Origin of the sequence: Pseudomonas sp. ok266 (assembly GCF_900110195.1) — a bacterium.
GTDB lineage: Bacteria > Pseudomonadota > Gammaproteobacteria > Pseudomonadales > Pseudomonadaceae > Aquipseudomonas > Aquipseudomonas neuropathica.
Window position 1 is genome coordinate 339525 of sequence record NZ_FOCU01000005.1, and the last position, 26525, is coordinate 366049.

Annotated in this window: 29 protein-coding genes; 3 read left to right on the forward strand and 26 right to left on the reverse strand. The window is 58.0% G+C overall.

The annotated features are described in order from the left end of the window. Positions 1-5: 5 nt before the first annotated feature. From BMY54_RS11555 to BMY54_RS11600, 10 genes are all read right to left on the reverse strand, one after another. The gene (locus BMY54_RS11555) at positions 6-521 is read right to left on the reverse strand and encodes an integrating conjugative element protein (protein WP_093432315.1); all 516 of its coding nucleotides are present in this window, start codon (positions 519-521) and stop codon (positions 6-8) included. After that, positions 518-1066, reverse strand: coding sequence for a lysozyme family protein (locus BMY54_RS11560; protein ID WP_093432318.1), 549 nt, complete (start codon positions 1064-1066; stop codon positions 518-520). The genes BMY54_RS11555 and BMY54_RS11560 overlap by 4 nt, the downstream gene beginning before the upstream one ends. Continuing rightward, complete coding sequence (locus BMY54_RS11565) at positions 1048-1767, reverse strand: TIGR03759 family integrating conjugative element protein (RefSeq protein WP_093432321.1); 720 nt, start codon at positions 1765-1767, stop codon at positions 1048-1050. Before BMY54_RS11565 ends, BMY54_RS11560 begins: the two co-directional genes overlap by 19 nt. Positions 1768-1776: 9 nt before the next feature. Further along, positions 1777-2448, reverse strand: coding sequence for a chemotaxis protein (locus BMY54_RS11570; protein ID WP_093432324.1), 672 nt, complete (start codon positions 2446-2448; stop codon positions 1777-1779). Next, positions 2445-2987: a PFGI-1 class ICE element type IV pilus protein PilL2 gene (locus BMY54_RS11575; RefSeq protein WP_093432327.1), complete on the reverse strand. Its 543-nt coding sequence runs from the start codon at positions 2985-2987 to the stop codon at positions 2445-2447. The genes BMY54_RS11570 and BMY54_RS11575 overlap by 4 nt, the downstream gene beginning before the upstream one ends. 106 nt (positions 2988-3093) lie before the next feature. After that, positions 3094-3840 carry a DUF5983 family protein gene (locus tag BMY54_RS11580; RefSeq protein ID WP_093432330.1) on the reverse strand — a complete coding sequence of 249 codons (747 nt, stop codon included), beginning with the start codon at positions 3838-3840 and terminating at the stop codon, positions 3094-3096. 52 nt (positions 3841-3892) lie between these two features. Continuing rightward, positions 3893-4387, reverse strand: coding sequence for a RadC family protein (gene radC, locus BMY54_RS11585; RefSeq protein WP_093432333.1), 495 nt, complete (start codon positions 4385-4387; stop codon positions 3893-3895). A gap of 100 nt (positions 4388-4487) precedes the next feature. Next, entirely contained in the window at positions 4488-4745 is a 258-nt protein-coding gene (locus BMY54_RS11590; RefSeq protein WP_093432336.1) for a hypothetical protein, read from the reverse strand. A gap of 69 nt (positions 4746-4814) precedes the next feature. Beyond that, positions 4815-5396: an STY4534 family ICE replication protein gene (locus BMY54_RS11595; RefSeq protein ID WP_093432338.1), complete on the reverse strand. Its 582-nt coding sequence runs from the start codon at positions 5394-5396 to the stop codon at positions 4815-4817. 963 nt (positions 5397-6359) lie between these two features. Continuing rightward, positions 6360-7253, reverse strand: a complete 894-nt coding sequence (locus BMY54_RS11600) for a LysR family transcriptional regulator (protein ID WP_093432341.1) — start codon at positions 7251-7253, stop codon at positions 6360-6362. 127 nt (positions 7254-7380) lie between these two features. Here BMY54_RS11600 and BMY54_RS11605 point away from each other — a divergent pair, with 127 nt between their 5' ends. Genes BMY54_RS11605 through catA form a run of 3 tightly spaced genes read left to right on the forward strand, consistent with a single transcriptional unit; the run spans position 7381 to position 9811 of the window. Continuing rightward, entirely contained in the window at positions 7381-8529 is a 1149-nt protein-coding gene (locus BMY54_RS11605; RefSeq protein WP_175559584.1) for a muconate cycloisomerase family protein, read from the forward strand. A 10-nt stretch (positions 8530-8539) separates the two neighbouring features. After that, positions 8540-8830, forward strand: a complete 291-nt coding sequence (gene catC / locus BMY54_RS11610; RefSeq protein ID WP_093432347.1) for a muconolactone Delta-isomerase — start codon at positions 8540-8542, stop codon at positions 8828-8830. Positions 8831-8881: 51 nt separating this feature from the next. Further along, entirely contained in the window at positions 8882-9811 is a 930-nt protein-coding gene (gene catA, locus BMY54_RS11615) for a catechol 1,2-dioxygenase (RefSeq protein WP_093432350.1), read from the forward strand. A 229-nt stretch (positions 9812-10040) separates the two neighbouring features. Here catA and BMY54_RS11620 read toward each other — a convergent pair whose 3' ends face one another. From BMY54_RS11620 to BMY54_RS11695, 16 genes are all read right to left on the reverse strand, one after another. Continuing rightward, positions 10041-12008, reverse strand: a complete 1968-nt coding sequence (locus tag BMY54_RS11620; RefSeq protein WP_093432353.1) for a DNA topoisomerase III — start codon at positions 12006-12008, stop codon at positions 10041-10043. Between the two features lie 152 nt (positions 12009-12160). After that, positions 12161-13171, reverse strand: coding sequence for a competence protein CoiA family protein (locus BMY54_RS11625; protein WP_139213401.1), 1011 nt, complete (start codon positions 13169-13171; stop codon positions 12161-12163). Between the two features lie 281 nt (positions 13172-13452). Beyond that, complete coding sequence (locus BMY54_RS11630; RefSeq protein WP_093432359.1) at positions 13453-13920, reverse strand: single-stranded DNA-binding protein; 468 nt, start codon at positions 13918-13920, stop codon at positions 13453-13455. Next, the gene (locus tag BMY54_RS11635) at positions 13917-14435 is read right to left on the reverse strand and encodes a DUF3158 family protein (RefSeq protein ID WP_093432362.1); all 519 of its coding nucleotides are present in this window, start codon (positions 14433-14435) and stop codon (positions 13917-13919) included. Before BMY54_RS11635 ends, BMY54_RS11630 begins: the two co-directional genes overlap by 4 nt. Further along, positions 14432-15187, reverse strand: coding sequence for a PFL_4669 family integrating conjugative element protein (locus tag BMY54_RS11640; RefSeq protein WP_093432365.1), 756 nt, complete (start codon positions 15185-15187; stop codon positions 14432-14434). The genes BMY54_RS11635 and BMY54_RS11640 overlap by 4 nt, the downstream gene beginning before the upstream one ends. A 349-nt stretch (positions 15188-15536) precedes the next feature. After that, entirely contained in the window at positions 15537-16736 is a 1200-nt protein-coding gene (locus BMY54_RS11645; RefSeq protein WP_093432368.1) for an STY4528 family pathogenicity island replication protein, read from the reverse strand. Continuing rightward, complete coding sequence (locus tag BMY54_RS11650) at positions 16733-17281, reverse strand: DUF2857 domain-containing protein (RefSeq protein ID WP_093432371.1); 549 nt, start codon at positions 17279-17281, stop codon at positions 16733-16735. The genes BMY54_RS11645 and BMY54_RS11650 overlap by 4 nt, the downstream gene beginning before the upstream one ends. Next, complete coding sequence (locus BMY54_RS11655) at positions 17278-18897, reverse strand: ParB family protein (protein ID WP_093432373.1); 1620 nt, start codon at positions 18895-18897, stop codon at positions 17278-17280. The genes BMY54_RS11650 and BMY54_RS11655 overlap by 4 nt, the downstream gene beginning before the upstream one ends. Before the next feature lie 10 nt (positions 18898-18907). Next, the gene (locus tag BMY54_RS11660) at positions 18908-19129 is read right to left on the reverse strand and encodes a hypothetical protein (protein ID WP_093432376.1); all 222 of its coding nucleotides are present in this window, start codon (positions 19127-19129) and stop codon (positions 18908-18910) included. Continuing rightward, on the reverse strand, positions 19129-20475 hold the full coding sequence (gene dnaB / locus BMY54_RS11665) for a replicative DNA helicase (RefSeq protein ID WP_093432379.1): 1347 nt from the start codon (positions 20473-20475) through the stop codon (positions 19129-19131). The genes BMY54_RS11660 and dnaB overlap by 1 nt, the downstream gene beginning before the upstream one ends. Then, the gene (locus tag BMY54_RS11670) at positions 20472-21317 is read right to left on the reverse strand and encodes a ParA family protein (RefSeq protein ID WP_093432602.1); all 846 of its coding nucleotides are present in this window, start codon (positions 21315-21317) and stop codon (positions 20472-20474) included. Before BMY54_RS11670 ends, dnaB begins: the two co-directional genes overlap by 4 nt. A gap of 5 nt (positions 21318-21322) precedes the next feature. Beyond that, positions 21323-21556, reverse strand: a complete 234-nt coding sequence (locus BMY54_RS11675) for an AlpA family transcriptional regulator (RefSeq protein WP_093432382.1) — start codon at positions 21554-21556, stop codon at positions 21323-21325. A gap of 115 nt (positions 21557-21671) precedes the next feature. Then, positions 21672-22418: a hypothetical protein gene (locus tag BMY54_RS11680; RefSeq protein WP_093432385.1), complete on the reverse strand. Its 747-nt coding sequence runs from the start codon at positions 22416-22418 to the stop codon at positions 21672-21674. A gap of 652 nt (positions 22419-23070) precedes the next feature. Beyond that, entirely contained in the window at positions 23071-24345 is a 1275-nt protein-coding gene (locus BMY54_RS11685; RefSeq protein ID WP_093432388.1) for an MFS transporter, read from the reverse strand. 54 nt (positions 24346-24399) lie between these two features. After that, positions 24400-25554, reverse strand: a complete 1155-nt coding sequence (locus BMY54_RS11690) for an acyl-CoA dehydrogenase family protein (RefSeq protein WP_093432391.1) — start codon at positions 25552-25554, stop codon at positions 24400-24402. A 60-nt stretch (positions 25555-25614) separates the two neighbouring features. Next, positions 25615-26481 (reverse strand): IclR family transcriptional regulator, encoded by an 867-nt coding sequence (locus tag BMY54_RS11695; RefSeq protein WP_093432394.1) that lies wholly within the window; start codon positions 26479-26481, stop codon positions 25615-25617. Positions 26482-26525: the final 44 nt, after the last annotated feature.

Sequence of the window (26525 nt, forward strand, 5' to 3'; positions counted from 1 at the left end):
TGGACTCACTGTTCCAGTGAGGTGGCAGTGATCAAGACGGGGTAGTGCTCGATCTGCAAGCGGGTGGCGATGTCGTTACCGTTGATCGGCAGGATGGTGAGGTTCGGAGCGGCTGTTCGAATCCGCGCCAAAGCTTCGGTGTCGGCCACTTCGACGGCGAGGCCGGCCGCGCCCATTTCGTGCAGTTCGGCCGCGCGTTGACGCAACCAAGTCAGTGACTGGGGATCCTCCCCGACCAGGAAAAATGGTCGCAAGCCCGGCATGTTCAGGGCGCGAGACGTGATCTGACCGGGGCTCAAGTGAGAGCTGCGGACGGGCAATATCCAGGCTTCATCGGCAAACGTGGACAGGTCCGCATGCATGGTCCGATCAGGCTGGGTCTTGTTGTTTATGGGCGGCCTGGCAACCTGAAAATGGGGTCGGGTGAAGTCGCTAGGCTGATCCCCGGCTACGGTCAGTTCCGGCTGGGCGAAAGGTGCCAAGAGCAGGGTGAAATAACAGGTAATGGCGATTCGCTTCATGGTGGTGTGCCTTGTTCGAAGGAAACCAGTAATCGTTCGAGTTGCCGGGAAAAGCCGGCGCGGTAACGCGCGGCCGGCGCGCCGCCTGCCGGGCGGTGATAGCGTCCGGCCGCCGACACCCAATCACCGGTGGCGGCGTGATGCTTCTGCAACAGCGCGGCGGTCACCGCGAGATTTCGATAGGGGTCGAGGGCTTCGCAGGGACTGGAAAAACGTTGTCCGTGGTAACCCAGGTTGGTTTGCCCGAGTCCGACATCGACCCGCTTGGCGTCATGTCGGGCGAGCGCCTGGAGCAAGGCGTGACAGGCGGCCTGGCGAGTGGTGAAGCGGTAGGGTGTTCCGGCGATGTTCAGGGTCCAAGGCCAGGGCAGCAGTCGACCACGGACGCGGATACCACTCTCCTGCAAGGCAATCGCGAACAGCACCATAGAAGGGATGTCGGCGTCATGCGCCGCCAGTTGGTAGGCTGGCGGCGGAAGCTCCTCGGCCTGAGCCGCCAGCATCGCAAACATCAGCGTAATACCACTTAGTCGAGGCGTTGCCATTGTCCATTCACCTGTTGAAATGTGGCAGGCAATGGCCCCGGGGCACCCAGGCTGAACCAGCGACCACGGTCATGGTTCAGGGTGATCTGCCTGCGTTGAACTCTGGTCGGGTCGATGTCTGCTTGCCGAGCCCAGCTACGGACGCGTTCATCCTCGCCTTGGCTGCCCACCAGGTAGATATCGAACGCCGTGTCACTGCTTTGCAGACGCTGCGCTTCGGCGGTGCAGGCCGGGCAGTGGTCCTCCACAAACAGGGCCAGGCTCCGCGCGACCGCTGAGCTGACAGGGGATGGGGATGCCATGCCCTGGATCGGCAGCAGCCCGGGAAACAGCTTGGCCCAGGCCGCGGTGTAAGCGTTTTGGTAGACCAGTTCGCGCTCGGCGCGTTTGGCTTCCAGCGCTACCTGTAATTCGGCATAGCGCTGGCGCTCTTGGTCGGTCTGGGCCTCGACCCCGAGTGCGGTCAACGGATCAAGGTTTGGGCTCCAGAAACCGCGCGGGCCGGCTTGGATCTGTTCGAAGCGCGTCCACTCCTGCTCCGTCAGCCCCCAGCTTGCCGCCTGTTCAGACTGAGAGCGCCCCAGCGGAGCGGACTGCGTGTCTTGGATCTGTGACTGTGTCGTGATGGGGTTAGCCATCGCAGCGCCGGTGATTAGTAGCGAAACGAGACAGGCGACGGAGGGCAGTAGCGCTCTGTTCATGATCGCTTCTCAAGGGAGGTGCACGGTCTGGTCTGGCTGAGCGGCTACCGCGAAGATGGCTGAGTGCGGCTCCAGCACTTTCAGGTGCCAGGCTCCGAGATGCTCGCCGCTATGCAGCAGCCGAACATCTATGAGAGAGCGACTGTCATGGGGTGCGACTGCCAAAAAGCGCTCACCACCACGGGATTCGACCCCCAACACCGAGAACGGTGGCGAGAGCGGGACGGGCTTGGGGCGGGCGGTCTGTTTAGGTTTGGTCGCGGAAGGCGATGGCGGTGGGGGTGATGGCTGGGTCTTGTGCTCCTGGAACTGCTGCTCGACCTGTTCAAGGCGTGCGCGCAACGCTGTCAGGTCTGCCACGGTGGCGCGGGCTGCCAGACTGTCGCGCAGTTCCTGTATTTCTTGTGCCCACTGATCCAGCATCGGATCGAGGGTATTGGCCTGTTGCTCACCGGTATCGACCATCTGCTTCAGGTCTTTCAGCTCGTACTGCAGCTTCTCTTGTGCGTCCTTCAGCGCGCTTGAATCAAGTTGCAGGGAGTCCAGAGTTTGTAGGCGTTGGGTGTCCGTGCTCTGTAGCTCGGCCATACGCTGATACTGGTTATACAAACCACCGCTCAGACCGGCGACTGTCAGGCACAGCAGCCCAATGATGAGGGTTTGAAACGTTGAGGCTTTCATTGACGCGCCTCCGATTGATGGGGCGAGACTGGTGTGATTAGCATGCCGTTGGCATTAGTTTTCTGCTGTTCGAAGCAGACCGAACGGCTGACCTCATCGGTCGTGAGTTGCCAGGCGGGTCCAGCGAGCACTTGGAGCGCGCGGCGCAAAGAGATCGGGCCGAGCCGGTAATGGGCCGCGGGCAGGGGCCGAGTAAACAGCACCCTCACCGACGCGGTAACGGGGCAGAGCGCATAGCCCGAGCGCTGCAATACGTACTGCAACGCATCCTGCACTGAAGGGTTCAGGCTGGACGGGATGCTCACGTCAATGATTTGGGCAAGAAGATCGCGTTGTTCCGTGGTGGGCTCGGTGCTGACCAGCGTGTAGCGGCCATAACGAAGCTCTGCCGGATGGCTTTCTTCGGCTATGCCCTTCGAGTGCTGGGCCCGATTGGAGTAACTGTCGATCTCTGGATTGGTCGGCAAAGGGTTGGGGATTTGCGCGGTGCAGGCGCTCAACAAACCCAGCAGGCAGACAGGCGTGAAAAAACGCTCCATGGAAAAAACCTCATGTCAGATTCAGTGCAGAACCTGACATGAGGTGAAGGAGCGATTCAGTGAGAAAGTTGATTCAAGGTGGGTCGTGTTAACGCTGAACACGTTGCTATTCATCGAAAATGGCGAGCCCATCCAAGACGGCAGCGTCGGGGTCGAAGATCAACAATCGCACATCCGCCAATGCCGCCAAATACAGTACGTTGACCAAGGTTTCCGGTGTGCCTGCGTCGAGTTGTTCTTGTCTCAAGCTCGAATAACGATTGCCCTCAATGTTCAGCAAGTTCTCGTCCGTCCATGGCGTGCCGATCAGTTTGCAACCGATACCGCAGCAATCTGGCAGCGTAAAAAGCTCGAACAAGAGGCCGGTTTGCCTCGGAACGAAGTGACTGACCCACTCCTCCAGATAAAGCATCGCTTCTTCGGGAAGGTGCGCGGTACTGATTTCCCAGGCTCGACTGTAGTGTCCTGTTTCGAAGCTCAAGTGATGGACCATGGCTTGGGCCTCTTCCAGGGAGTACAGATCACCGAGGTGATGCCGCTCGTTGAGCATTTCGCCCATCACAGCGTAGATCACTTGGCGCACTAGCCCGCTGGACTGACAGCGTTCATCCAAATTATCCGGAATGGAGTGGCCTTCCCTGATCACGGCGAAATCGTCATTGAACAGGCAGGGGAACAGTTCCAGCTCGTCGTCGGACAGATGGGCTTGTGCATCATGCACTGGTCGAAAGCAGGGAGGGCAGTCGTCTTCGTAGGTGATCAGTAGCAGCCGTTCGATATGAAGGTTGTCGTAACTGCGAGCAAATGGGTTTGAGGCCGCCAGCAGGGCTGCAGCTTGGTGTGTGGGGTTCATGAAGGTTCTCCAGAATGAAAATGAACAAGGCGCCCGAAGACGCCTGTGAGGGTTAAAACCAGCCATGTTCGGCAAGGGAGAGAGGACGACCTTCACCGACGATGAAGTGATCCAGTACGCGCACTTCGACCAAGGCCAAGGCCTCCTTCAACCGTGCGGTCAAGATGCGATCCGCCTGGCTGGGTTCCGTACAACCTGAGGGGTGGTTGTGAACAAAAATGGCGGCCGCGGCGTTATGCGCTAGGGAGCGCTTAACGACTTGGCGGGGGTAAACGCTGGCACCATCAATGCTGCCGTGAAAGAGGACTTCGAACGCCAACACCCGGTGTTTGGCATCGAGAAATATCACACCGAAGACTTCATGCTCTTGTTGCACAAGGTGCAGTTTTAGGTATGAAGCCACGGCGTCAGGCGACGTCAGGTTAGGGCCGCGGGCGAACAGCCGACGATCCAGAATATGCAGTGCTTCGTCGATCACCTGGTTTTCTTGGACAATGCGATCAGCCTCGAAATCCGAGGTCTCAATCAGTGTGAGTTGGGTGCTCATGGTGGTACCTCCGAAGGGAACAATCAGGGGTACACGCCCGAGGGGAGTGGTGTCCCCGAGGTGGGTGTGGAGTCGCGGGCGTTAGCAGATGGCGCGCTGTTTACAGCCGCGTGAATCGGTGGCGTTGACCGTGTAGGGGCGAACTACAACCGTCGCAGGGCAATGGGGAAAAAGCTTTTATTCCCCAGCCAGTTTCGGGATCGAAGTCGGCACTGATGGGCATTAACCGAACCAGTTCTCGATGGATGCCGGCGATGCGTTTCTCAATTTCATCCGTCGTGTAATAGAGCGATAACGTGCTGTAGTCCTCGTAAGCAGTAGCAAACAGGCAGTCGTCGCAAAGCCAGAAGGATTCCATGTCGTTCTCCTGTGCTATTGAAGAAAAGGCGCTCGAGGGAGCGCCTTTATGTGGAACATCGTTGACTGTTCAGGCGGACTGAACGGTACGGGTGGCATCACGGCGGGCCGTGTGGGGAGTGGGTAAAGATTCAGGTTCGACCTGAGCCTCTGTTGGTTCGTCGGTCCCCTCAGCTTCGGCCTCAGCCGATGTTGGAGATGGCTCACTGGTGGGCGCTTGCTCAGCAGGTGCTGTTGCTTCCTGCCTGGCGGGCGCTTTGTATTCGAACGTGCCGTTGACCTTGATCCAGTCGATGAACAGCAAACGACCTTTCAGACTGGCGCCTGGTTGGCCTTGTTTATCGCCTTTCTCGTAGAGAAACGGATCAATCCATAGATCGCCGATACGGAACGACAGCAAGACCTTTTTCTCGGCGTTGACAGCGTCCATGTAGAGACGAATCAAACGTTCAGCTTCGCCTCCAGCGACCTTGCAGTCGAAGCGGGTGTACTCCACGGCATCGGTGGCACCGTGCAGGGCGGCGATATCGCAGGCCATGAAGGGTTGGCCGCGGCGGACTTGTACTTCACGAACACGGTTGAGGTAACCGATACCGGTGGTGTGCAGATTGAAGTAAGTGGTCGCTTCTTGGGATTGGTTGGCGTGGGCCATGGTGGTTCTCCTGTTTCAAGGGAAAACGGCGACGCACAGGCCCTGACGGGGAAGTGAGCCCCCGTCAGGGTGGGTAAGGTGAAGTCGAGCGATGAACGACTCGCCACCGGCAAGCCGATGACGATCAGAACGATGCGTCTGGGGAATAGCTGTGCAGCAGAAAACCGTCTGAGGTGGTGATCCGCAGGCATGGGGTAGTGGGCATTCATCACCGCTGAAGCGGTAACCGCGCGAGCTTCCGAACGCTGATCGCACTTGGGTAAACCACCACGAACGTGGCGTAGCCTTGAAGGTTCTGGCTACCTGGGCTGGGCTGTCAACGACAGCGAACCACGCCCTTGGTATAAGCCTGTCATAGGGGAGCGTCAAGACGCTGAAACCCAGTTTTTTACGGGCGGAATTCAGTGGCAGTCACTGGACTGAAGAAACTGAAGAGTGGGCCTGGCGGGGTGCCAGGCGAGGAACAGAAAAGCCACCTTTGGCGGCCTTACGCAGTCGACAAGCTCCTCGCAAAGCTTGGTTTAACTGCATCATGACTCGCCAACCGACCCTTGTCGTGGCCTGGGTCGGAGCATGCTGGCACGCATCCGCGCACAAAGGGTGCCCAATGTTTCCCCGGTGGGCTCCGGGGCTGAATACGATCGCCGAAGCGGATGACCGCTATTGCCTAGCAAAGGCAACAGTGGTCATCCGCCACCACCATCAGGTCGAGCACAAAACGGGAATGAAATCCCGCAGAAGAGAAGGCTCCGAACTCAAGGAGTCCGACCGAGCTACCCGGAGCGAATCGGTCTTGGGTCGCCGTTGGCGATGATCCTGAGGCACTACAGCAGAGGGCGTTGGAGACGTCAAGGCAGAGGCGGCCAAACATTGGCGCGCTTTGGGATGGTCAGGCTGCGATCTTCTGATAATGTTTACAACGGTAAAGTAAAAAGATCGCAGCTTGTGGCAGTTGTAATGAGCCTAGCGGAGCTGGTGCCGTGGCAGCAGTTCATCGATCATCTGTAAACAATAATTCAGCCCCGGTAACACGTCACCCACCCGTCGGCTGAGAATGATCGGCGAGGTGGCGTTGTCTTCCCGCACCGGGGTGAAGCCAATGTCGTCGCGGTGCAGCAACTGCACCGAGGCCGGTACCAACGTCACCCCGATTCCCGTCCCCACCAGACCGATGGCCGTTTGCAGCTCGTTGGTCCATTGCGCCACGTTGATATGCACACCATAGGATTCGAATAACGCGATCACGTGGTCGGCGTAGCTGGGCCGCGGGTTGCCGGGGTAGAGCACGAAGGGTTCTTTTGCCAGGTCCCGAAGGCTGATCGGCCCGGCCAGTAATGGATGGCCGGCGGGCAGGGCGGCGACCAGTCGGTCTTCAGTCAAAACAGTCTGGATGATCGCCGGATCGTCGATGCGGATGCGCCCGAAGCCGACATCGATGCGCCCGGCCTTGAGCGCCTGCACCTGTTGCAACGTGGTCATTTCCGAGAGCCCCAACTCAAGCGCCAGAGGCTCGCCGCTGCGCAGTCGGCGGATCAGTTCCGGCAGCACGCCATAGAGTGTCGATGGCGCAAAGCCGATGCCCAGCCAGGTCTTTTCGCCCAGTCCGATCCGCCGTGTGTTGTCGCAAACCTTGCCCAATTGTTCGAGCAGGGCGGTGGAATGTTCATGGAAAAACCGTCCGGCGTCGGTCAGTTTCAATGGTCGGCCGCGTTCCAGCAGAAGCACCCCGAGTTCATCTTCCAGCTGCTGAATCTGCCGGCTCAGCGGCGGTTGGGCGATGTGCAGCAGTTCGGCGGCGCGGGTGAAGTTGAGGGTTTGAGCCAACACCTGAAAATACCGCAGGTGACGCAGTTCCATGAGGCCTCCGGACGTCGATCTGTTAAATACCTTAAAGGTATCGAGTCAGACCAATTCTATATTGGCCGCCCGGAAAAAGCCGTACGAGAATCCGTTCCAGAACTTTAAGAACCTGACGGGTATCGACATGCGTGCAACTGCCATTGAATCGATCGAGACGATCATCGTCGATCTGCCGACCATTCGCCCCCATAAGCTGGCGATGCACACCATGCAGAACCAGACCCTGGTGATCATTCGCGTGCGTTGTGCCGATGGCATTGAAGGGGTCGGTGAATCGACCACCATTGGCGGTCTGGCCTATGGCAATGAAAGCCCGGACAGCATCAAGACCAACATCGACAAACACTTCGCGCCACTGCTGATCGGCCAGGACAGCAGCAATGTGAATGCCGCGATGTTGCGCCTGGAGCGCAGCATTCGGGGCAACACGTTCGCCAAGTCGGGTATTGAAAGTGCCTTGCTCGACGCCCAGGGCAAGCGCCTTGGCCTGCCGGTCAGTGAACTGCTGGGTGGCCGCGTTCGTGATGCGCTGCCGGTGGCCTGGACCTTGGCCAGCGGCGACACCGCCAAGGACATCGCCGAAGCGGAGAAAATGCTCGACCTGCGCCGCCATCGAATCTTCAAGCTGAAAATCGGTGCCGGCGAGGTCAACCGCGACCTGGCCCACGTCATTGCGATCAAAAAGGCGTTGGGCGATCGCGCCAGCGTGCGGGTCGATGTCAATCAGGCCTGGGACGAAGCGGTTGCCCTGCGGGCCTGCCGGATCCTCGGCAGCAACGGCATTGACCTGATCGAACAACCGATCTCGCGCAACAACCGCGCTGGCATGGTGCGCCTGAATGCCATGAGCCCGGCGCCGATCATGGCCGACGAATCCATCGAATGTGTAGAGGACGCCTTCAACCTGGCGCGCGAGGGCGCCGCTTCGGTATTCGCCCTGAAGATCGCCAAGAACGGCGGCCCACGCGCCGTGCTACGAACCGCCGCCATTGCCGAGGCGGCCGGTATCGGCCTGTATGGCGGCACCATGCTCGAAGGCGGTATCGGCACGCTGGCCTCGGCCCATGCCTTCATCACGCTCAACACACTGAGCTGGGATACCGAGTTGTTCGGCCCGCTGCTGCTCACCGAAGACATCCTCAGCGAGCCGCTGGTCTATCGCGATTTTCAACTGCACGTCCCGCAAACACCGGGGTTGGGCCTGAGCCTGGATGAAGAGCGCCTGGCGTTTTTCCGTCGGGACAAAATATCCACTGCCGTTCATCAAGCCTGAGGAGGGCATCATGCTGTTTCACGTAAAAATGACGGTGAATTTACCGGTCGACATGAACCCGGAACGCGCCGCTCAGCTCAAGGCCGACGAAAAAGCCCTGGCCCAGCGCCTGCAAGAGCAAGGCAAGTGGCGTCATCTGTGGCGCATCGCCGGGCTTTATGCCAATTACAGCGTGTTCGATGTCGACAGCGTTCAGGAACTGCACGACCTGCTGATGCAATTGCCGCTGTACCCGTACATGGCAATCGAAGTCACCGCGCTGTGCCGGCATCCTTCTTCCATTCGCGAGGATGACCGCTGAACCCAGCCTGTTCAGTTCGCTACGCTAATAATTACAAGATGAGGAACCACCATGAACGTCAAGATTTCCCACACTGCCGCCGCCCAGAAGTTTCTTGAAGACGCCAGCGGTCTGCATAACGAAGCCGGCGATCCGCGGGTCAAGGCGCTGATTTACCGCATCCTGCGGGATTCGGTGAACATCATCGAAGACTTGGCCGTGACCCCGGAAGAGTTCTGGAAAGCCGTCAACTACCTCAACGTGCTGGGTGCGCGTCAAGAGGCGGGGTTGGTGGTGGCCGGGCTCGGCCTGGAGCATTACCTCGACCTGCTGATGGATGCCGAAGACGAGCAGGCCGGTAAATCCGGCGGCACTCCGCGAACCATCGAAGGCCCGCTGTATGTGGCCGGTGCTCCGCTGTCAAATTTCGAAGCGCGACTGGATGACGGCGTCGATCCGGGTGTGGTGCTGTTCATGCAGGGCCAGGTCAAGAACACCGCCGGCGAACCGTTGGCCGGGGCGGTGGTGGATGTCTGGCACGCCAACACCGGCGGCACTTACTCCTACTTTGATACCACTCAATCGGAGTTCAACTTGCGTCGTCGTATCGTCACCGATGCTGAGGGTCGCTATCGCTTTCGCAGCATCGTGCCGTCGGGCTATGGCTGTCCGCCGGACGGTCCGACCCAGCAACTGCTCGATCAACTGGGCCGTCATGGTCAACGGCCGGCGCACATTCACTTCTTCATCTCCGCGCCGGATCATCGTCACCTGACCACCCAGATCAACCTCGATGGTGATCAGTACCTGCACGACGATTTCGCCTACGCCACCCGAGATGAGCTGATCGCCAAGATCACCTTCAGCGACGATCAACAGCGTGCGGCGGCCCATGGCGTCAGCGGTCGCTTTGCCGAAATCGACTTCGATTTCACTTTGCAGACCTCCGCGCAACCCGACGAGCAACAACGCCACGAGCGGGTCCGCGCACTCGAGGATTGATCTCCTCGAACCGCTGAACCGGGCCACGAGATAACAGAAAACTTATCTCGTGGCTTTCTGCGTTGCAGCCGGACCTTAAAGCCCCCAATTTGGAGGCGCTATGAAATGCAGTAGGCACCGCCTCAGTTGTGAAGTCGGACAACCGTTGAGCGACTTGGAGAGAGATTAGCCGACGCTGATGATGCATCAGTAAGTGATCACAATAGCCCTATCGATCTCCAATTGTGCGTTATGGGCGACCCGTATCTTTACTGATCTGCGCAGTGCCTTTGCAGTCTGGGTAGTGGGAGCATGACCAGAACGGCCCTGATTTCCCCTTACGCCTGAGCGTTGAGGCGCTGCAAATGGGGCAAGTCGGTCCGGTTTCGACCGGTAACGCCAAGGTGAGTGCTCGGTAGTGTTCGACCAATTGCGCAATCCAGTTCGCCTGCTTGGCGACGAATGCATCCAGGGGCAGGCGTCCCACTTCGATTTCATCCAGGGCCTGCTCCCAGATCGCGGTCATGCCCGGATCGGCGATTGCCGCGGGTACCGCTTCAATCAGGGTATGGGCCGCTGCGGAGGCCATCAAGGCGCGTTTTTTCTTCAGCAAATAACCGCGATCAATCAACCCCTTGATGATGCCGGCTCGTGTGGCTTCGGTACCGATTCCGGTGGTGTCTCGTAGTTTCTGTTTCAGACGTGGGTCGTTGACCAGCTTGGCTACATTTTTCATCGCCTTGATCAGATCGCCTTCGGTGAGAGGTTTGGGAGCGGCGGTGCGCATGGACTTGAGTTCGACGTCGTCCACTGCGCATTGCGTACCCTGTTGTAGGACGGGTAATACTTGGGACTTTTGACTGGGCTCATCCTCTTCGGTGGCGTCATGGAGCAAGCCTTTCCAGCCCTGGACCAGGATCTGTTTGCCAACAGCGGTCAATCGTTCTTCGCCACACTCCAGTTCGACCTGGGTTCGATCAAATTCATGATGTGGAAGAAATTGCGCGAGGTAGTGGCTACGAATCAGTTCGTAGACTTGGCGTTCTTGTTCGGACATCCGCGCAAGGTTCGCCGGCTGGGTGGTGGGGATGATGGCGTGGTGCGCGGTGACCTTGGCATCGTTCCACACGCGGGAGCGCAGTGATCGATCGAGTCTTCCGAATGCGGGCTGCAGCGCGGGATCTGTTTTGAGCAGGGCATCGAATACCGCGGGTGCCTCGTTGAACATACTCTCTGGCAAATGGCGGCAACCGCTGCGCGGGTAGGTGGTGGCTTTGTGGGTTTCATACAGAGCCTGGGCGATGTTCAGGACGTCCTGGACGCCGAGACCCAACTTGCGCGAGCAGACTGCCTGCAATGTGCTCAGGTCGAAGGGCAGAGGCGCCGCTTCGCGGAAATGATCAGTCTGTAGCGAGAGTACTGTGGCGGCCTTACCACTGGAGATCGCTTGGACCGCGTGACGGGCAAGCGTTTGCTGCAGGCAACGACCGGCCTCATCTCGCCCTGAGCGTGGTGGTAACCACGATGCAATGAATGGTTGTCCCATTGAGCACAGGTGCACCTCCACGTCCCAGTAGGGCATCGAGACGAAGCTGGCAATCGTACGGTCCCGATCGACCACCAAGCGCAAAGTGGGTGTTTGGACGCGTCCAACCGACAATACTCCATCGTATCCCGCCTGCCGTCCGAGGAGAGTAAACAAGCGACTGAGGTTCATGCCGATCAACCAGTCGGCACGGCTGCGGGCGAGGGCGGAGTGGTAGAGCGGGAAGGTCTCCTGACCAGACTTCAGCGAGGACAGCGCTTTGCGAATCGACGCCTCGTTGAGTGCGGACAACCAGAGGCGCTGAACAGGGCCTCGATACTTGCAGAGCTCCAGTAACTCGCGGGCAATCATTTCACCTTCGCGGTCGGCGTCGGTCGCGATAACGACGGTGGTGGCTTCGCTGAGCAGGCGCTTGATGACTTTGAATTGTGCCGCGGTCTTGGGTTTGACCTCGACCTGCCATTGCTCGGGAATGATCGGTAGATGATCCAACGACCAGTTCTTGTACTGAGCGCCATAGGCTTCAGGCGGTGCTGTCTCCAGTAGGTGGCCGATACACCAGGTGACGGTTGTCTCTGTGCCGGTCAGGCAGCCATCACCACGCCGGGTGGCCCCGAGTACCTTGGCAATGTCCCGCCCCTGGGAAGGTTTCTCGCAGAGGAAGAGGCGCATAGAACTGCTCCGGATTGAGTTCGGAGCAGCGTGGTTGGAAACAGCAGGTTCGAGATATGAGAAACCTGAATGGCAGGTTGCTCATATTAGTTTTGAGGGGAAGCCAAGAACCGGAGGGCCGCCAGGTCCGTAGCCATCAGTAAGTACTGATTTTACCAATGGCACCCTTTAAGGTTTTCGCACAGGCTATCGAGCAAGACGGAGTCGTCGTCAGGTTCTCCTGTGATAAGAAACGCGGTTCCTGGCACCGGAAGCATTTCAAGTTTCGGATGAGTCTCCCAGGACCAGAACCTTCTGGGTAAAAGACCTGCGGGGCGGGCTATGGCGAGAAACGCTACGTGATCAGCCAGTTCAAAACCATGGTTCAGTTCAGAATAGGTTTGCGCAATACCACAGTGAGGGCAGCAGGAGACGTGTTCTTTGACTCCTCTTTTCTTGAAGTGAATCTGTTTGATTCTGCACATATCCCGAATGTGCGAGGTCTTGCGATGGATCGTGGAGACGATTTTCGGCATCTGCCGAACGAGATCATCCGTAAATTCCGGATCAAGCAGGCAGATGTAACCTTTACAGCTCCAGCATCGCTTTCGATGGATTCTGATGTGATGAAGAGAGGTAGTAACTTCGTGCTCAATGAATCTGAGTTTCCCGGAGAGTGCCCCCAGAATGAACTCAAAGAAATCGATGTCTTGCTTTTCGATGGACACAAGGTAGGCGTCGGTGCTGTCGGCAGACTCACGCTTGCACTCAAATCGAGGAAGCGCTTTGGTTGGCTTACTGATGTGATGACGATACGTTTTCTTGGAAATGTCGATCCAGATACAACGAATGCCTGCTTCCTCGTAGGTCTTTTGGCGTTCTTCATAATCGACATCACGCTGTGTCGATCGTTGTATTTCGATGGCGACTCTGCTCTTGCCATTCGGATGAGTACAAAGAACGTCAGCCCGATAAAATTTACCGGAAGCTGTTGCCCCTGACTGCTCAGGAAGTGCAGACCAACTCGCGGCTGTTGCAGCAAAAAGCGATTTAATTTTGAGCATGACATGATCAGCACTCTCGACCCCTGTCTGACTGAGTCCGCGCTCACCCGGCTTGTGGGAAAAGAAACGATGCCCGAGCCGAGAGACCTTGGGCACTGCTTGGCTTTTGGTCTCGGGCATGAACAGGTCCCGGGATTTGTTCAGTGCTTCGGTTTTCCATTCTTCGTCCGTTAGGAATACCGAGACAATGGGCGTCCCATCTAACCTATAGGCAAGTAGTCCCACAGTGCGTATCCATTGCATGATCTCGATGACAAGGCAATGGTACCTCGTTCTGTTAAGCGAAGTCTGGGGTAGCGTTGACTACTGGTCTTCCCACTCTCGAGAGACGAATCAGCACCGTTCGTGTGTTTCGCGCAGAGGCGCAAATTGCATGCCGGCTTACATCAGTTATTGGCCGATTACTCTTTGCGTTTTCTGGGTTTTGAGGTAACCGAAGAACTTTGACTGCTGGCCCGTTCTGCACTTTGCTCGACCTGTTTTGTAGATGTCGCCGGTTCACTGGATCGTTCCCGCATGACCACGTTGTGCACGCGGTGAGGCAGGATACCGACTCGTCGGGCCTCGATCTTGAAGGTCACCCGCGCATTGTCTTCGCTGTCCTCCCACTCATCGCGCACGGTGCGACCTTCGACCAGCACGCGCATGCCTTTCTGGTACAGCATGCTCCAGTGTTCAGCCTCGCGGTGCCAGAGCTCAACCGGCGCCCAATAGCCGCCTCGATCTTCATAGCTGCCCTCGCGTGGCACGGGGTTGTCGAAGTACACATTCAGCCGTAGCAAACGCCGTGGCTCGTCATTGCCTGATGGAAATTCCTGGAACTCTGGCGCACTGCCGATGTTGCCTTCGCCGACGAAAAAAGTACTCATCGTGATACCTCCGCTGCTGTTGTGAGCTGGCGCAGTAACCGTTCGGCACTCGCCATTTTGATCGCGCAGGTCGAGGCCTGGCGGTAAAGCGAATGCACCACACTCATTTGCAGGTTCAGTGCAATGCGATCGCATTCGAAACGGTGCAATCCCTCGCGCACGACCTGCGACAGGGTTTGGTTGCCGACCTGGCGTTCCCAGACCGCAACCCCCATGCGGGCGAAGTCACGGGTGCGCCAACGCAAAAAGGTGCTGCCCGCGCTGGTGTTCTGCAGCACCAATCGAATATCCAGCAGTGAGTAAGGAGGCTGTCCGGCTTGCTGTACCACAGCCTCCATCAGGTGACGTAACTGCGCCTCGATTTCCCTCGCCACCTGCGCCAGGTGTTCCAACTCCCCCTTACCCTTAAAAGGTTTTAAAAGGCCTTTTAGGGAGGCGGCGTGTTCGAGCTGTCGATAGGCATCCGGTGTCAGCGCTTCGAAGGGTATTGGTTGAGTCGGGCTCAGGGGATTCATGCTTCGTCCTCCTGCTCATCCGTTGTCGCAGATGGCTCTCCCGCGTCCTCTACCAGCGCGTCAGCGTCATCCACTGTCACAGCACCACGACGAATGATCGATGGCGCGAACTGGGAGCGGCGATGCCCCTCAAGGATATCCATGGGGGGCAAACCCAGTTTATCAATGACCGCAATGGCACGGGCGTTGTTCGCCGCCATGTCATCGCGCGTGACGCCGGCATGCCGATAGCGCTGTGCCTGGCCGAACAGGCTGCGCAGCAGGTGGGCGCCATCGTCGATCCAGGCTTCCATGTCGATGCGGCCAATCAGGGCGGTGTGATGGGCCAATAGGGTACGGCGCACCAGAGTGTCGTAGTCGGTCAGCAGGTAGACCGCCAGAAAACCCAGCTGGCTGCCTATGTACAACGGCAAGGTGACGGGGTGGATGTTGAGGTTGTCGCTCATGTCGATCTGTGTCGGCAGGTCCTGCCTGACTCGATCCAACTGCTGGGTCAGTTCCAGCATCCCAGCTTTGGCCTGCATCAGTTTTTCTTCGAGTTGCACGATGGCCCAGTCGGCATAGGGATCGTCCTGGGCGGCGGTTTGTTTGATCAGGTTGGTGACACTGATGTAACCGGCCATGCCCATGATCGAGTGAACGCCTTCGCGTGCGGTCCGGCCTTGCCAGATACGTGCAGCGTGGTGCGTGTGCAGGGTCAGGGTGATGCTGCTACGCAATGAACCCAGGTTGAGTTGGTAGTGATCGGCCACGGTGTTGTCCTCGCATAAGCTTGGACGGGAACGTTGCGATAGTTGAGGGTCAAGGGCAGCCCAAAAGCTGAATGCGGCCTGTTCGGTTTACGCGTGTTGGATGGATGTCGCCGACCTCTCCCTAGGGTGATGCCAGTGGCATCAGATCCACTGATGTCCACGTTCAGCGCGGGGAACCAACAGAACCTCATTGGCTACGTTTATCGTGTGACGGGGTTCCTACGACGAGCTTGATTTGATGCCTGTGGCATTGAATCCATCGACGTCCATGATTGGCACGGGGACAAATGCTAACTAAACACCCAAGGGGCTCAGGGCGGGGTCTGATTTGATGCCAGTGGCATGAAATCTACTGGCAGCCAGGGTGTTTACCGGAGAGTTGACGCAACTCCTCCAGGCAGGCCTGCACCAAGGGGGATAGGGGCTCTTCCGGTTTCCTGGGGCGATGCGGTGGTTCAGTCGGGCCTGAATTAACGACGGGTGACGATGCAGTCTGACCCGCCCAAGGATGGAATTCATCGCGTAGTGCGCGCTGGATCAGGCTCATTAAGTAAGCGGCAGGCTTACGTATTCCACCGGCAGCACAGCGGGCCCCAGCCTCACTCAACACCGCTTGGCGATCGCTGGGCTCCAGTTTGTTCAGTGCGATGACCACAGCATGTTGTTCACCCGGACTCAGGTGCAACGACGCTGGCCAATGCACCGTCAGCTTGTCCGTACTGGGGTTCACGTGCGGTACTGTACTCATACGCTCTTTTAATACAGTACAGGCCGCGTTCGGATTCCGAACGGAGTCGTGAATGCTGGGTTGCACACCGGGTTCGGATTCCGAACGATGGGCTGCACGAATCCGAACGGTGGAGATTTCGCCCAGTTCGGATTCGTGCAGGGAGACGCCGGACGTGGGGGTATCCAATGCATGCTCTGTCAAGCGTTCGCCCAGGATATCCAGCCGTGTGGGCAATCGGCGCTGGTCAATATCGGTATCTCGTTGGATCTCCGACAGAGTGTGCTGTGCCACGATGCGGACGTTCTTGGCGGTGTGACCGAGGCAATGCCCGACCAGCTCTAAATAGTCCTGATCCAGCTCCATGGCTTCGGCAGGCGTCAGCGGTTCGTCGTGCAGCACATACAGCGAGCCTTGCAAACGCCCATTGGTTTGATCGCGTCCGCGCGCCACCAGGCTGAGCCAGCGGGTGAGCCTGAGCACGGTAAGTACTCGCGCAATTGTCTCTCGAGAGGCCGCAGGGCCATAGGGAATGGTCGATAAATAAGGCTGCAGGTCTTGGTAGCGAGGTGTGGCCAAGCCCTGGCCGTCCATTAACAAGCGAAACACCTGCCAGGCGTTGCGCTCCAACGGTGTCAAGCGACTGTCCAGCAGCAGGCGACGTGGCACGGTATCGATGGAGTGGCCACTGAACAGAAATCCGGCCTGCTGGCCGTAGAGGGAAGGCTTTGGCGAAGGTGGGCGTGCCGGCCACTGATCTTCTAAGTGTCGGGTGCATTGTTGCAGTACCCGTTGCCAGCGGGAGGTCACCACCGCGCTCACTTACGGAGGCTGTGCAGAGCGATTTGCTGCCAGACCACCGTCAGGCTGATCTGTTGCTCTTCGGCCAACATCAGCATGGCATCGAGTTGATCGTCAGTGTCTTCCTGCTCGCGTAACTGGCACCAGCGTCGCCAGAGCGCATGTTCCTGTGCTTCGCTCAGGTGATGAGGACGGCCCTTGCGGGCTTCGACCTTGAGCAGACGTCGGCGCATCGCGGTTTCCGAATGGGCCAAGCCGAAGCACTGATACATGATGGTGCTGCTGGCGCCGAGTTTGAGTGCCCGGTTGATCAGCCGCTCATTCTGTTCGTCGCGATCGGCTTGCTCGATCAGGCGACGCAAGACCGGTGAATCGATTCGGATCTCGACCCAGGACACGCTGGCATGTGCCAGGCGCGACAAGGTGGTGGGCGGCAAGGACTGCAACAGACCGAGGTCGTCTTCGCCCGCGCCTAGCGCCTTACAGCGCTGTAAGTTGCCTAGGCGCAGCTCATGTAGCACTTGAGTCAGCATGGCCTGATTGAGCAGGTTGAAGGACGAGCTCATGGTAGTTCCTCCGAGGAGGGGGACGAAGGCTCGTGCGTCAGATCGATCAACCGTCGGGCGAGGCGGATCAGCCGGAAGAGGTTGATCAACTGCTCGTCAGGCAGACGCTCTAAGCCCACATCCATGGTGGGGTGATCATTGAGTGGAATTTCGTAGACACCAATGAGCAGTTGTCCGAACAGGGCTGAAGGCAGGTGCTGGCGATCGTCCCAATCTATGTCGTCATGAGCACGCAGCAGGGCGGTAAGCAGCAACTGAATGCCAGTGGCCCGGGGTGAGGCCCGCTCGAGCGGTTCAAGCCGCAGGGTATAACCGAGACCATCTTTCTGCTCGACCACACTATCGGCCTGTCCGCCGTAATTCGCGATGCTCCGTGCCAGGTAAACGATGGCTAAGCGCAGTTGCTCGGGTGCGTCGAGCGCCCGTTCGATGTGCCAGACATCGCCCACCGAATGAAATCCGTCAGTCAGAGATGAAGTGGGAGCGACTGTATGCGCCTCTGCATCCGACAACGGCTCGCTCATCGTCTCGCGGGCGATCAGCTCGCGGATTTGTTGTACTCGTGAAAGGGGACCGGGTGATGGCTCTATTTGAGCCTCCGTCCGGGAGGATGATTCTTTCGCAATTTCGCCACCTAGAGGCCGAGGTTCAGGGGTTTCGGGTTGAGTATCGAGAGCGGGAGGGGATGACTCGAGCTGTATCGAGGGTTGGCCGATTTCTGGCAAAGCGCTTACCCCAATGCCTGGAGTCGGGTGGGGGCGTTGGCTGTCTGTCAACTCCAGCGCCAACATTCGATAGGACTGCCCGAGCAGTTGGCTCATCCGCTCAAGGAGTTCATCTTGGACGTGCTCGACTTCAAAGGTATCCGGCTCTGCATCGAAACTTGTCAATGTGTCGAGCCAGAATTCATTGAATGAATAAGCGATAGACGGATAGCGGTTCCATGTCTGTTCGGCCTGGCTGCGAAGGCCAATCAGGCGCTCCGCCTGGGGTTTTCCCAAACCGGCATAGAGGATTTGTGGAATGGCCGGCAGCAGGTGATCTAGGGTGCCGAGCATACGGCTGATATGCGACTGTGATATCGGATAACCACCTGCTGCAAGGCGTGTGGCCAGTTCGCGTTGTGGCAGTGAGGGACCATCCTGTTCAAACATGGCCTTGAGTTTGGCGATTGCCAACGCACGCTCGATAAAGGTGAGCTGACCGTGTAGATCGCTTTCGGCCAGGTGACCGAGCAGGGCACTGATTTCATTGGTCCAGGGTTTGAACAGGCAGTGAATGCGAAAGAAGCGTTCATCACGGGTCTCTTGCCACAGTTCGCTGAGAATCGCTAGGCGGGTATTGCCGCCGTTGCGGATGATGAAGTACGCCTCGCCGGGACGGCGGGTGATCGGTGGCGGCTGATCCAGGCCGCGCTCGTGGATGGAGGCCTTGATATCGTCGTACAGTGGATTACGGATGAAACGAGGGTTGTGCTCATACGGGCGCAGCTGTTCCAGGGTCACCAGCATGGGCGTATCGACGACAGGATCGGAGGCTTGATCCACCTCAAGACTGTGCACGAAATTGCCTGCCCGCAGCTTGCCAGTGATGTCCTCCTGAGTCGGCTTTTTCATTTGCCATGTCTCATGATGGCTCACCACTCAGATAGTCACCGGCTTGGACTCTGACGATCTCCACAGCACCTGAGCTTTCAAAGTGTTGGGACAGGTCGAGCAGAAGCTCACTTATCGCAGGGCGGCCGCCTTGGAGGCGGAACAGTACGGTACAGTACTCCTCATCTGTAAATTCTTGCACGGCATGCGCGGTGAGTTGAGATGGTGGTGTTTTAGCGAAATCGTGACGCATCAGGAAGCTCCTTGCCACGCGGTATTGGCATGCAAAGCGGTAAAGCGGGTTTGTTCGGCAATGAACGAAACCCGCAGGGAGCCGGTTGGGCCATTGCGGTGCTTGCCGATGATCAGTTCGGCAGTGCCCTGATCGACACTCTCGGGGTGGTAAACCTCGTCGCGGTAGACGAACAGGATCAGGTCGGCGTCCTGCTCGATGGCACCGGATTCGCGCAGGTCAGCTAATACCGGGCGCTTATTGCTGCGTTGTTCTAGGGAGCGGTTGAGTTGGGAGAGGGCAATGACCGGGCAGTTCAACTCCTTGGCCACGGCCTTGAGACCGGCAGTTATCTCGGCGATCTCCAGATGGCGCGTTTCACGACCCGGTGCCCGCATCAATTGCAGGTAATCGACCATCACCAGGGCGGGTGTTCCGTAGCGACGAGCCGCGCGACGGGCTCGCGAGCGCAACGCCATACAGGTCAGGGCGGGACTGTCATCGATGATCAGGCGCTCCCCGTAGCCCTGCAGCTTAGCTGCGGCGCCAGTCAGATGTGGCCAGTCGTTATCGCTCAGTTGGCCTTTCATGAGATTGGCCAGAGAAAGATGCCCCAGAATGGCCAGCAGTCGATAGACCAGAGCCCGTGCCGGCATTTCCAAGCTGTAGATCTGCACTGATGCGGCAGGGCGGGCGGCGAGGGCTGTTTCGACAAAATTCAGCACCAGGCTGGTTTTGCCCATCGAGGGTCGAGCCGCGACCACCACCAGATCGGCCGGCTGAAAGCCGGCGGTCTTGAGGTCCAGATCGATCAGTCCGCTGGGAACGCCGGTGGTGATCTCGCCGCTGTTGAAGTGCTGGTCGATCTCCTCGATCACATCAAGCAGGCAGCGATTTAGATCGACGAACTCCTGCCGCTGTTGCGCCTGGCCCAGTGCGAACAGCCGTTGCTCGAACATCTCCTGCACCTGTTGGCTGCTGGCTTGTGGTTCGGCGGCTTCGCGGCTGCAAGCGAAACCCAACAGAATCAGTTGGCGCAGATGAGCGCGTTCGCGGACGATTTCGGCGTAGGTCTTGATGTTGGCCACCGAGGGTGTGTTTTTTGCCAGCTCGCCCAGGTAGGCTAGCCCGCCCAACTCCGGTTGCTCGGTGAGTTGTTCGGTCAGTGTCACGATGTCGAAGGGGCGATTCTGTTGCGCCAGGGCGGCGATCGCTTTGAAGATCGCGCGATGTTCCGAGCGAAAAAAATCCTCGGGTTTCAACAGGTCAGCCAGCAAATCCCAGGTACTGTTGTCCAGCATCAGTCCGCCGAGTACCCCTTGCTCTGCCTCGAGCGAATATGGCGGTGTCAGGTTGGCGATCGTCATAATGGTCTCTTCGTACTGGGGCCAACCGTGGAAATGACGGCGCGCCACTCGGGAAACAGTTCGATGGCCAGGGCGCGCATGGTTTCCAGGGCTGAGGGCGAACGCCGGCCGCTTGAGCGGTGAGCCTCGACCCGGTGAACGGGCTGGCCCAAGGAGGCTGCATTCACGTAGGCCACTCGATTGGGGATTGCGGTATTCAGAACGGAAATCGACGTTGCCGTCGCGAAGCTTTCCCGCAATCCGTGCACAATCATCCGTGTATCCAGCCTGACCGAGTCCACTTGATTCAGCAGTAGCCGCAACGGCGGCGTGGCAATGCCGAAATGGCGGAAGGGTTCCAAGTCGCCAATGAGTTTCAGTGTGCCGCGGCTCAGCTCGCGTGCAGCGAGCATTTCCGGGGTGATCGGGGAGATTGCCAGGTCAGAGGCAAGGACCGCCATCTCCAACAGCACGCTGCGCGCACCCTGCGTGTCAATCAGAAGCAGGTCGTAATGCTCGCGGAATCCATCGAGTAGGTTGCGCAGGCGTAGACGACCATCCGGCGCATGCAGCAGCAATGTGTTCAGCCTGCCTTGATCGTCGTTGGAGATAATCAGATTGAGGTTATCCAGTGTTGTGCTGGAAATGATGTGTTGATGATCGGTCAGGTTTAGCGCGATCAGTTCGTAGGCCCCCGCAGGCGCTGCACGGCTTAAAGGGTAATAACTGGACAACGTGGGTTGGCTGTCCAGATCCAGTAGCAGTACGCGTAGGCCGGCATCGGCCAGGAGGCCGCCGAGATTGGCAGCCACCGTGGTCTTGCCCACACCGCCCTTGGTGGAAATGACCGACACCACACGCAGGGTCATCACGATGCCTGCTGCGCCAGGCGTTCGGTAATCCAGTGCTCGATTTCCAGAGAGTCCCAGCCCACGGCACGCAGTCCAATGCGTTTGGCTTGGGGAAACTTACCTTCCTTCATTAAGTTGTAGATATGTGCTCGTTTAAAACCGGTTTTTCGCTCCACTTCGTCGCGGCGCATGATGTGGCGTTCGGCCAATGGTTGAGGGACGTCAGCGAGCGGGACGGATGAAATGGACATGATGGTCACTCCTAGCGCCGCTTGGCACGTGATGGGAAGTGACCTGAATTGAATAGCAGAAAAGCGAGGGAGTCATTGCACTGCAATCGCGGGCATTGCAGTGCAATGATTTGGTTCAGATGGTTTTTTTGAGAGCGCGATTGGCTGCCGCGAACTTTTTATCCAGAGTTCGTTTGCTGAGACCGGGAATGTCATTGTGGCGCGCGGTCAAAGCATCGACGATTGCGGCTTGGTTCTTGAACACGGAAAGAGGTTTACCTGCGGGCGACATGTCCAAGACGGTGTTGACCAAGGCACCGATGATCTGCAGGTAGGTGTGTTCACTACGATCGCTGAGCTGTCCCTGCGTTTTGACCAGCGTTTTAAGGCTTTCCTGCTCAAATCCCAGTGCCTGAAGGTCAGCTTCGATATCTTGGAGCTGACGTTGCAGAGTATCGCGTTCTCGCAGGAGGGCATCCCGCTCGGCCTGGAGTGCAAAGTAAACACCCAGGCTGATTTTACCTTGAGTGTCGTCTGCGCCGAACAGAAACTCGGGTTTTTGATCGGGGTAGTAGATTTGCATCCAATGCCGTAGGTCAGAGTGTCGTACCGTCAACAGAGTGAGTTCTACGGGAGTGCACAGGGGCACCGATATACCGAAACAGCCATACGGCAATTCGCCATTCCGGACGGCGTCATAAATTTTTTCGATATTGGCTTGCAGGCAAGGCCATTGGGGAAACAGGATCCTTAGTTTTTCTGGACAGGACCAATCAGCTTGCACTATCTGCGTTTCGTAACGAGTGAGGTTGCACCAACGCAATGCTGCGTCGATGGGCCGATAGAAGGTTTTGGCGTGCGGATTAAAGTTGTTTGAAGACATATGCGAACGGACCTCCATTCCCGATGGATAGGCCTCCCGCGAAACGTCTCTATGGCAACGTCTCTGAATCTGCATCAATTACGCAGACACTAAGCGTGACTTCTACCTATAGGCCTCTGGCGGTGCTGATCGCCAGTTCGATTGCATCCCTCACCAAGTACTGAGAATTGATAAGTAAGCCAAGGCGTTGCACCAGTGTTTCGGTAGTCCTATCGCGGTAGCTCTGTAATTGACCAAAGGGCTAATCGTCGCGGCACATTGATCTGTGTGTTGAATCTCCCGAACGGCTTTCTGACGCTATGGAGCGTTACTTAGCGTTACTTAGCGCAACGGGCGAATGCAGCATCACGCCGTCTGATGGCGTGATGGACCTTGGTTTCGCTGCATTTTCCGCTCTCTGTGCTTGTAGCGAGCAGGACAGAATTCGCGTGCCTACCATCTTGGTGGCGATGATGCCTCTCCGGAGAATGTCCTCAGTCGTGGGGCGACGAAAATTTTATATCATAATGAATGATCGGTCATTAGTGGCTTTTTGGAGCTGCACAAATTAAGTATCTAGTCGTTGGGAGCGAAAATGAGTGGATAAGGAGCGTTTGTAAGAACCAGCTTTTTTCATGGCGCGCGACTGTCACTCGATGTGTGCAATGCAGGCCTATTGATTTTGCGGATCGAATTGTTTGTCCCTGATAAACAGTGCTGGAATCACGCCACAGATGAAGTAGGCCGCGCCCATGACCAGAAAACCTACGCCAATCGAGCCATGGGAGGCCAAAAAGCCAATTGCCGCAGGTGCTACCGCAGCACCCAAACGGCCAATGTTATAAGCACCACCGACCGCAGAGCCGCGTAACTTCGCCTCGAAACTTTCGGTCATGTAGGTCGCATTGACGCCATACGGAATGCCATACAAAAAGCCGAACACGACCAGCATCCACAGAATGTTGTCCTGGCTTTGAAACAGCACGATCACCGGTAGAAACACCGCCGTGCCGAGGGCGCCAAAGGCGAATACGGTTCTGCGCCCGATACGATCGGCGGCCATGCCTGCGAGGATTTTGCCAAGGATCATCGCGGTATAGGTGCCCACCATGTAGCCCGTCATGGACTTGAGGTTCATGCCCAGTTCGCTTTCCAGGTAGGTCGGCATCCAGTTGTTTACACCGTAGTAGCCGAACTGCAAGAAACCGGCAGTAAGAGCCCAGCAGATGAACATCCGACTTGCCTGCGGGTCGCTGAAAATTTGTTTGTACATGCTTTCGCGCTTTACAACGGATCCGCTGCGTATGCCGGCGATTTTTTGCTTGGCGCGTTCGGTTTGGGCGTTGATCCAAGCCTGGGGCTCGGGCACGAAGCGTTGCATCACCAACGCAAGAGTCACCGGAATAATCGCGATATAGAACAGCCAGCGCCAGCCATGAATAGGCAATATCCAACCGGCCAGCAGCGTCGCGACGATGTAACCTACGGACCAACCCGCCTGCAGGGTGCCGAGTACCGTGGTGCGGTAGCGAGTGGGGACATACTCGGACATCAGGGTGTTGCACGCCACGTACAGCGCGCCGATGCCCAGCGAGGCCAGGAATCGGATAAGCGCGAACTGCCAGTAACTATGGGTCAGACCTAAGGCGGCGGTGCCGACGGAGAACAGCAAAATACTCCAGACCACGGTTTTTACCCGACCGAACCGATCACAGGCCCAGCCGCCGTAGATACCGCCGATTGCCATCCCTGCTAGGGTAAAGCTGCCGAGGCTGCCGGCCTCGACGTTAGTCAGGCCGAATTCAGTCTTGAGGCTGTTGAGGCTGTAGGACAGCAGCATCAAATCGGCACCGTCGATCAATAATCCGAGAAAGCAAAAAATGAAGACCAGCACCCAAGTGCTGGATTGTGCGTGCGCAGTCGCACTTGCCTGAGCAGTAGCGTCCATGGAGTTACCTTATTGTATTTATGGGGTGGAACTGGACCTGGGGAAGCGTGCGCCTTAGCCTTGCGCGTCGCGGATCATGTTTCGCGCGATGACGATCTGCTGGATCTGGGTGGTGCCTTCATAGATGCGGAACAGGCGCACATCGCGGTAGAAGCGCTCGATGGCGTACTCGCTGACATAACCGGCGCCGCCGTGGATCTGCACGCAACGGTCGGCGACGCGGCCGCACATTTCGGTGGAGAACATTTTGGCGCAGGAGGCTTCAGTGCTGACGTTATGGCCGTCGTCGCGCTTGCGCGCGGCATCCAGCACCATGCAGCGGCTGGCGTAGATTTCTGCCTTGCTGTCGGCCAACATCGCCTGGATCAGTTGGAATTCGGCGATGGGCTTGCCGAACTGTTTGCGTTCCAGTGCATAGCGCAAGGCGTCGTCCAGCATCCGCTCCGCAGCGCCCACGCTCAACGCGGCGATATGCAGGCGACCCTTGTCGAGGACTTTCATCGCGGTCTTGAACCCAACACCTTCGACACCGCCAATCAATTGGCTGGCGGGAACGCGGGCGTTCTCGAAGATTACATCACAGGTATGGGCGCCTTTGTGGCCCATTTTGTGGTCGGGCTTGCCCAGGGAAACGCCTGGCGTGCCACGTTCGACAATGAATGCGCTGATGCCGCCAGCGCCCTTGATTTCAGTGCTGGTACGCGCCATGACCGTGTAGATGCCAGCGTGCGGGGCGTTGGTGATGAAGCGCTTGGTGCCATTGAGGATGTAGCTGTCGCCTTCGCGTACAGCGCTGGTTTTCAGCGAGGCAGCGTCAGAGCCCGCGTCGGGCTCGGTCAGGCAGAAGGAGCTGAGCAGTTCACCGCTGGCGAGCTTGGGCAGGTAGTGGTGTTTTTGCGCTTCGGTGCCATCGAGTAGGATGCCGATGGAGCCGATTCCGTTGTTGGTGCCGATGTAGGAGCGAAACGCCGGGGAGGTGCGCCCCAGTTCGAAGGCGATATTCACCTCTTCCTCCATGGTGACGCCCAGCCCGCCAAACTCTTCCGGCAGTGTCAGACCAAACAGACCCATGGCCTGCATCTGTTCGACGATGTCCTGGGGGATTGCGTCGGTGTCGGCCACCTCGTTTTCCCGAGGGATCAGCACTTCGCCGACAAACTGACGAAGTGAATCCAGAAGAATCTGCAGGGTTTCGGTATCACGGATCATGTGCGCTCCTAACGCTCGCAGGCGAGCGGTTCTTTATTGGGGCGCCGTTACTCCGTTGCGTCAGCGAGCAGCGGCACCGATGTTATTAACCATGTTGATCAGGCGAGGCCCGATGTCGTCCATGAGCTGTTCGCGGGGCAGTTGAAAACTCGGCCCACCGCAGTTGAACGTCAGCAACCCGTATTGCGGGTGCACCAACGGCACGGCCACGGAATTGACGTCGCGATGCCACTCACCGATCGACAGACAGAAGCCGTAGTCGGCGTAATCTCTGAATGCCCGGTCCAGCCCTTTGCGGATGGCCGGCCACTGCTCCGATTCGCGCTGGCGAATGTGATCGAGCAAAAACTCCCGCTCGGTTTCCGGCATGGCCGCCAGGCATGCACGGCCTACTGAACTCTGTGCCAGGGGCAAGTAGCTGCCGATCTGACGACGCATGGTCATGTTGCCCTGGCCCTGGACCACATCCAGGTACACCATTTGGAGGCGGTCACGAGAGGCCATGGCGACGGCGGCCTGGGCGTGGTTCGCCAGCTCCTCCATCAACGGATGGGCCACCGTGCGAATCGCCAGGTTCGACAACATGGCGTAGCCAAAACCCAACACCCCGACATCCAGCTGATACTTGCCCGAATGCACTTCTCGTTTGAGGCAGCCCAGACGCATCAGCGTATTGGTCAGTCGCGTCACGGTCGGTTTGGGCAGGCCGGTCATGCGCGCCAGGTCCTGATTGCCCAGCACGTTGTCGCGCGGGGTGAAACACCTCATCAGTTCCAGGCCGCGTGCCAATGCCGTCACGAATTGGCCGCTGTTTTCGTCGTCGCTCAGTGCGCTGGCGGGGTCGAGCATGCCCATCTTCAGTAACCCGATTTCATCCGCTCCCTTGGTCGTGTCAGCGGCCTGCTGATCTGCCTTGATGCGAGCCATGGTAGAACCTCACTTTAAAAAAATGCAAGAAAATAAAATACAGT